This window comes from Anabaena sp. UHCC 0253, from assembly GCF_009712085.1.
GTDB lineage: Bacteria > Cyanobacteriota > Cyanobacteriia > Cyanobacteriales > Nostocaceae > Dolichospermum.
Genome location: NZ_VILD01000007.1, coordinates 56981 through 63608 on the forward strand (window position 1 = coordinate 56981; position 6628 = coordinate 63608).

A 6628-nucleotide genomic window follows, 5' to 3' on the forward strand; every position below is an offset into this window, starting at 1 on the left:
AAAGTAAAATTTAAGTAAATTTGTACTAAAATTGAATAGCAAGAGACAGAAAAAAATAGCGCCTTATGTCAATTATTGCGCTCAAAGCGTGGTATCTACCGGATTATGAACCGATTACAGAACTGGAAAAACGCCCTCCAGATATTCGGTTGAGTAAAAAAAGTTTATTAAAATCAGGATTGCGAGCAGACTTTTTAGAGGATAGCGACGTAGTAAAAACATCAACTTGGTTTGGGCTTTACTTAGAGGGAGAAAATATTGAGTTTTATATTGAGGGTAGCGGTGGATATTCTGTAGCGAATATTGACTTGATTAGTCATGAAATTTATTTTACTAAACAGTCAGTATTAGCGCAACTAGACCCAACAATATATTTTTGTTATCAAGCTGAATATGTCAAAGCGAATGATTTGCTGAGAGAGGAATTGGTAGCAAGTTTGAAAACTATTAATGAGCGTTGCCTGGGGCGAGCGAAGCTATCGCGTTTTCCCCTAACATTAGTAGAATCATCTCGTCCCAAAAATGCACCTTTGCGTCTGAGTCGTACCAGCATGAGAAAAATTCGGAAGAGTTTATTATTTATTGCTGATACCACACCAATAACTAGCATTAATAGTCAGGAACGAAATCAACTCATTCCCAGTCCTAACGTCTGCATAGAAATGGGTTATGCTATCCACAGTAAACGATCTGAGCAGATTTTATTACTGCAAATGCAACGCCCAGATATAGAAGGAGAATTTCCTTTCGATTTACCCACCCAACAATTTTTACAATTTCCAGATCAAACTGAACTCAATCAAATGCTGACGGGAATGATTGAAACGCAATTAGCCAAATTTAAATTATTCTAGAGATTACAAATGTGATCAAAAACTATTTGATTTGGTAATAGCTGCGTTCTGTTGCATCTCATGTACAAATTCAACCGACTGTGAAATACTATCAACAAAATTCTCACGCCTTTTCCCCTAATTACCTCCAGGACTTGTGGGGAGAAATCCAAGCTTGTCCTTACTTTGCTATCAATAACCTCAACCGGGATTTTATTAATACTAAAGGCTTTTCCGTAGTATTTCAGCGTCAAGGTTTAGCAGAAGTTGAGCAAAAGTTTCCCTACTTCAAGCCTTATCTTGATTTAGCTCTCCTGCCTAATTGTAATGCTTTTTACCTCAATCCTTTACTACTCAAAGCAGGTTCTCGCGTTGATCCACATATTGATCGTTCTTTGCGTTCCTATTGTAAAACTATTGAACCACCTGCTGTCGTTAGTGTTCTCTATGTGCGGATACCAGAAGATATGCAAGGGGGAGAATTGGTACTCAAATTACAAAAACGCCAAGTTGGACAAATTAAACCCCAAACCAATAGTCTAATTTACTTTCAGGGTGATTTAACCCATGCTGTTAATGCAGTTACAACCCCTGGAAATCGTTTAAGTCTTGTTTGTGAACAATATGCTTTGAGTGCGGCTGAACTGGAGGACATTCCCCAATTTACATTAGAATCAAGGGCTACTCCAGGAAATACCAAAAAACGTAAAAAGAATGGTTAATGAGGATTAGATTCTTTCCAAAATTCAAATACTATTGCTATATATAGGACTCCTATTTGATTTTTGAACAAAAGTCGGTACACCTTCATATTCTCGAATCCTCTTGCCTTTTGCCTCTTGCCTTCCTACACAGAAAAATTCAGGAATCAAACCGGATTCCTATAGCTTACGTGAAGGCATAGAAATCATCCATTATGCTATCAGTAAGCCCTAATTAAAATCATACCGATATGATAATTATGCAAATAAAGTAGTAAAATATCAATGTCTAAAAATTCCCTTTCAAATCCTTACGCAAATAAGACTTATCCCGCAGATAAATGGCAGGAAAGAATAGCGCAGGTAGCATATCGTTTTAATAAACAATATCAAAATCAAGCCTTTGAAGTACCAGATGAAATACAAGCAATGCCAATATTTCGGGAATGGACTACTGGCAGATTAGGCGATAGAATAGTATCTCCCTTTTGGGAAATTGCTCAACCTCAAAAAAATGAACATTGTTTAGATATTGGTTGTGGTGTCAGTTTTTTAATCTATCCCTGGAGAGATTGGCAAGCATTTTTTTATGGGCAAGAAATTAGTAATATAGCCAGAGATACTCTTAACTCCCGTGGTTCACAGTTGAACTCAAAATTATTCAAAGGTGTTGAGTTAGGGGCAGCACATCATTTAAACTACCCTGAAAATCAGTTTGATTTGGTAATTGCTACCGGATTTAGTTGTTATTTTCCTCTAGAATATTGGCATCTTGTATTACTAGAAGCTAAACGGGTATTGAAACCAGGTGGACATTTTGTATTTGATATCCTGAATTCAGAACAGTCTTTAGCAGAAGATTGGGCTGTTTTGGAAACTTATTTAGGTGCGGAGGTATTTCTAGAAACTGTATCTGCATGGGAAAAAACTATTAAAGCTGTGAGTGCTAAAGTAGTAAAACGTCAATTAGGAGAATTATTCGAGTTGTACAAAGTCCGGTTTTGAGATAAATTCAGGAATTTAAAGTAAACCTAAATCTTGCAAACTGTTTCGTGTAATTTCAATGCGGGCAGGTAGATTTTCTGGTTGATTTATGTCAATATTTGTGGCAAAAAAGTAGACGTTTTTGTTTTGTTCCAAATAGCCAACGAACCAACCGATTTGAGGTTTACTACTATTAGACCACCCCGTTTTAGCCCGTAGTGTGTAGTCTGAATTTTGTTCTCGGATCATAATGTCTTTAACAATGGACATTGTCCGGTTTGAAAAAGGTAAATTACCTTGATACAAACGTTGCAAAAAATCAATTTGCGCTTTGGGTGTAATTTTCAATGGACTTTGCAGCCAGAAACGATCAATATCTGAGGCCGTACCAATTTGACGGTTGCCATAGCCAACTTGATCAATCCATTGCTGCATTCGTGTATATCCAATTTTGCGGGCTAGAACTTGGTAAAACCAGACAGTTGAATTTTTGAAGGCTTGACGTAAATTTGTATCCTGATTCCAACCCGGAAAATCCCGATAAATTCCATCCCATGTCAGAACAGCCACATCATCAGTAATCACACCTGTTTCTAAAGCCGTCAAGGCGTTAAAAATTTTGAAGGTGGAAGCTGGAGTCATTGCCGTAGCATTGCGTTGAGGATTGTGTTCGTAGGTTAGTTTGTTTTTTGAATCATAAATGATGATCGATCCTGCAACTCCAAATTTTTGGAAATGCCGCCCCAAATCTGGGAATCTATTGTTAACTTTTTGTGAATATTTAGAGGAGTTGCCAGTAGGTTGAGCCTGGACGGATACTGACCCAACGCTGATGATAATTGTAAGAATAAGAATTAGCGATCGCACGTATCGCATAATCAAAGGCGATCGCCTGATACGAAACAATATTTTTTTCTCCATTTAAAATAATTTTTCTACGGACAGTGTATCATTTGTGAAGATTTTAACACCAATTTCTCCCAGATAGCAGCAATGATTATCCGCCATGCCACAGAAACCGACTTACCCACTATTGTTGCCATTTACAACGCTGCTGTTCCTAGCCGCATGGCTACCGCTGATTTAGAACCGGTATCTGTGGACAGTCGTTTGGCTTGGTTTAAAGGACGAGTCCCCTCACAGCGTCCCTTGTGGGTAATTGAAATGGAGGGTGTAATTGCTGGATGGTTGAGTTTTCAATCATTCTATGGTCGGCCAGCTTACTATTCTACAGCGGAAATTAGTATTTATATTTCCCCAAATTTTCAAGGACGTGGTTTGGGAAAACAACTTTTAGAAAAAGCAATTAGCGAAAGTCCAAATTTAGGTTTAAAGACTTTAGTGAGTTTTATTTTTGCTCATAATCAACCCAGTTTAAAGTTATTTGCCTGGTTTGGTTTTCAAGCTTGGGGAAATTTACCGAAAATTGCAGATTTGGATGGAGTGGAAAGGGATTTAATGATTTTGGGTTTGCGTGTGAGTGAATTTGAAGGTGACAGGGAAGAAGGTGACAGGTGACAGGTGACAGGTGACAGGGAAGAAGGAAGAATAGAAGGAGATCAGAATAGTCTTGAATCTGGATTATTAAGCGTTGACAATTATCAATTATCAATTGTCAATTGTCAATTATCAATTGTCTCAAATGTAGATAAATGAACGGTTTCATCGCTTATTGCTTGCACCTTCTCCAACTTTTTTCAGAGTTTAGTAGCTAATGCCACCAATTGTTTATAGTTGATGAGATGAATGGTGTTGTTAAGATTATCAATTTTAATCCATTCTTTTTCATGGAGTTTTTCCATGATTTTAGTTGTTTCTTCAAGGGTGATTTCTGTGACTTCTGCTAAATCTTTAAGGGGAATGTTAAAAATTTCCTTACCTTGGTCTAATTCCTGACCATAGCTATCAGCTAAACTAACTAAGGTATGGGCAAGTTTGACTGCTGGTGGTGACAAGCGCATTTGCAAGCGGAGATTGATATGGCGGACTCGTCGTACCATCATTTGTAGCATTCTATGATGCAACTGTGGATCTTTAAATAAGATTTGAATAAAACGCTCCCTAGAAACACTCAGTAGTTTTACTGGTGAAAGAGATATCACATCTGTTGAACGTGGAGATTCATCTAAAACGGCCATTTCTCCAAAGAAATCTCCACAGCCTAAAATTGCTATGGCTACGGAATCTTCCCCTTTGGTGCGGCGAACTTTCACCCAACCAGAAAAAATAAAGTATACTGCATTACCCCAGGAATCTTCCATTAAAACAGCCCGTTCAGAGGGGTAATCGTGTTCAGTTGCTACGTTTAGCAGCCATTCTATGGTTTGTGGACTGGCTGTACTTAACAAGGGAAAGGTATCAGTAAAAACTTCTGGTTTCATGGAATATATATAAGGAATGATTTTAATGAGGGAATATGAAAGAGAATTTACTAATTCCCAATTACCAGCCTAAACTAGATAACTAGCAAGTTGGGTTATTTAGGCAAACTCTGAGGGGATTACTGGTAAAACTATTACTTTTTATACTTTATTTTTACCAATTGGCTATCTATGAGATCCTAGCAGAAAAGAAAAGCCGTTTTCTGCACTGATTTGGCATCTGGTAAAAATAATTATCTATTACCCGAAATTCTCTGTCGGGACAATTGATGAATTGCCCCTTATTAACTTGCAATCTGCTGCATCTAATGTTTGATAGTTTCACTTATCGCGTTACTGTTGCATTGGTGTAGCTGTTCGCAGATAAATGGAGGGTACACAGTGCAGTGTGGGAATTAATTTTGAGTTCTGAGGGTTTGGGCGGCAAGATAGACTTTTGTCCATTCTCCTATAACTTGATGGGTTTTGAGTTGTAGCTGTTGGGCTGTGGCTTCTATGGAGTTACCGGCTTTGCGGAGGGTGAGGATTTGTTGTGCTAAAGGGGTTAATTGTTGCTGGAGTTGTTGCCATTTGGGTTCTGTTAACCCTAGATTATTTTCTTGTAAGGATGTGGAAAGCCAATTATCAACTAATTCGGGTTGGCCTTTGATAGCAAAGACTCGCACGGCATGATAACTGAGTTTTTCACGCAGTCTGTATACTTCTTTGATGGGTTTGTTGAGTTGTTTGGCAATTTCTTCTTGGGATTTGCCTTGGAGATATAAGCGTAACCAATCTACTGCTTGTTGTCCAATATTTTCTAGTAGATATTGTTCAAATTCTTGTTGTACGATTTGACGGGTAGCTTGTTGTTCTTCTAGTTGTTGGGTTTCTTGATATTGAGCGATCGCCTGATTATCAACTAAACTAACTGGATTGTCGTTGTTTTCTGCGAGAACTTCTTCGGAAACAAGTTTAACTAATTCGCTTGTTGGTACTTGTGTTAAACCTCCGCGCTGAATTCGGCGGAGATAGTTAACAAATCGGTACATTAATATTGGTTGATTACGAACTGGGCGTAAACAATATTCTTCAATGCTGGCAAATAATAATGTATCCCGCAAGCGTTTATCTGGTGTTAATTTGGCAATTTGCGCCATTTGCTGCTGCATATAGGAATCACTTTGCAGTAGTTCTTGGAGGACTTCTTGCAGTACATCAATAACACTACGTTGGCGATCGCGGCTTAGGGCTACCCAAGTCTGAATTTTGTTTCTGATCGTCACTACACTGCCCAATCGGCTAATTAGTTGACGATAAGCCCGTTCTCTGCTCATTCCTAAGTAGCGTTTATGCAGAATCCGCCACCGATATTCCATTGCTTGTTTAGCAATTTCTAACTCTTTGGGGTTAAGTAAATTAAACCTTTCTAAATCTACTCCTAAAAGCCAGGTGAGAATACTTTGTCTAGTCGCCTGACTTTGTTCTGGACATTCTGTAGCGAGTCGCTGTTGCCAATATTGGGCTAAGGTTGTCCCATCTTGTGTCATAGCGAGATTGCGCTCCTCGAAACTCTGTTGTAAAGTTTGCATCACAACCGCCATTCTGACGTAAATTTGTTAACTGGTATGTATCTTTGATTCTTTTTGTGGATCATTGGTAATTAGTAAACTGATTACCTATTTCCTCTGACTTGGCGTTTTCTCTAACTAGCAATTGATATGATTACTAATAGATGAAATTGGTAATT

7 protein-coding genes are annotated in these 6628 nt (G+C 38.2%); 4 read left to right on the top strand and 3 right to left on the bottom strand.

The window, feature by feature from the left end:
- The first annotated feature begins 65 nt into the window (after positions 1-65).
- From FJR38_RS18635 to FJR38_RS18645, 3 genes are all read left to right on the top strand, one after another.
- On the top strand, positions 66-854 hold the full coding sequence (locus FJR38_RS18635; RefSeq protein ID WP_168491044.1) for a hypothetical protein: 789 nt from the start codon (positions 66-68) through the stop codon (positions 852-854).
- A gap of 80 nt (positions 855-934) precedes the next feature.
- Positions 935-1555: a 2OG-Fe(II) oxygenase gene (locus FJR38_RS18640; RefSeq protein WP_168491043.1), complete on the top strand. Its 621-nt coding sequence runs from the start codon at positions 935-937 to the stop codon at positions 1553-1555.
- 264 nt (positions 1556-1819) lie between these two features.
- Entirely contained in the window at positions 1820-2539 is a 720-nt protein-coding gene (locus FJR38_RS18645) for a class I SAM-dependent methyltransferase (protein ID WP_168491042.1), read from the top strand.
- Positions 2540-2554: 15 nt separating this feature from the next.
- On the opposite strand, the gene blaOXA is transcribed toward FJR38_RS18645, so the two are convergent.
- Positions 2555-3439 carry a class D beta-lactamase gene (blaOXA, locus tag FJR38_RS18650; protein WP_371418242.1) on the bottom strand — a complete coding sequence of 295 codons (885 nt, stop codon included), beginning with the start codon at positions 3437-3439 and terminating at the stop codon, positions 2555-2557.
- A gap of 72 nt (positions 3440-3511) precedes the next feature.
- Here blaOXA and FJR38_RS18655 point away from each other — a divergent pair, with 72 nt between their 5' ends.
- Positions 3512-4036 carry a GNAT family N-acetyltransferase gene (locus tag FJR38_RS18655; protein ID WP_168491041.1) on the top strand — a complete coding sequence of 175 codons (525 nt, stop codon included), beginning with the start codon at positions 3512-3514 and terminating at the stop codon, positions 4034-4036.
- 179 nt (positions 4037-4215) lie between these two features.
- Here the strand turns inward: FJR38_RS18655 and FJR38_RS18660 are convergent, their stop codons facing one another.
- Positions 4216-4899 (bottom strand): Crp/Fnr family transcriptional regulator, encoded by a 684-nt coding sequence (locus FJR38_RS18660; RefSeq protein WP_168491040.1) that lies wholly within the window; start codon positions 4897-4899, stop codon positions 4216-4218.
- Between the two features lie 395 nt (positions 4900-5294).
- Entirely contained in the window at positions 5295-6482 is a 1188-nt protein-coding gene (locus FJR38_RS18665; protein ID WP_168491039.1) for a HetZ-related protein 2, read from the bottom strand.
- Between the last annotated feature and the right edge of the window lie 146 nt (positions 6483-6628).

Coding starts and splice junctions, on each gene's coding strand:
- FJR38_RS18635 (WP_168491044.1), top strand. CDS start 66: ATGTCAATTATTGCGCTCAAAGCGTGGTATCTACCGGATTATGAACCG.
- FJR38_RS18645 (WP_168491042.1), top strand. CDS start 1,820: ATGTCTAAAAATTCCCTTTCAAATCCTTACGCAAATAAGACTTATCCC.
- blaOXA (WP_371418242.1), bottom strand. CDS start 3,439: ATGGAGAAAAAAATATTGTTTCGTATCAGGCGATCGCCTTTGATTATG.
- FJR38_RS18655 (WP_168491041.1), top strand. CDS start 3,512: ATGATTATCCGCCATGCCACAGAAACCGACTTACCCACTATTGTTGCC.
- FJR38_RS18660 (WP_168491040.1), bottom strand. CDS start 4,899: ATGAAACCAGAAGTTTTTACTGATACCTTTCCCTTGTTAAGTACAGCC.
- FJR38_RS18665 (WP_168491039.1), bottom strand. CDS start 6,482: ATGGCGGTTGTGATGCAAACTTTACAACAGAGTTTCGAGGAGCGCAAT.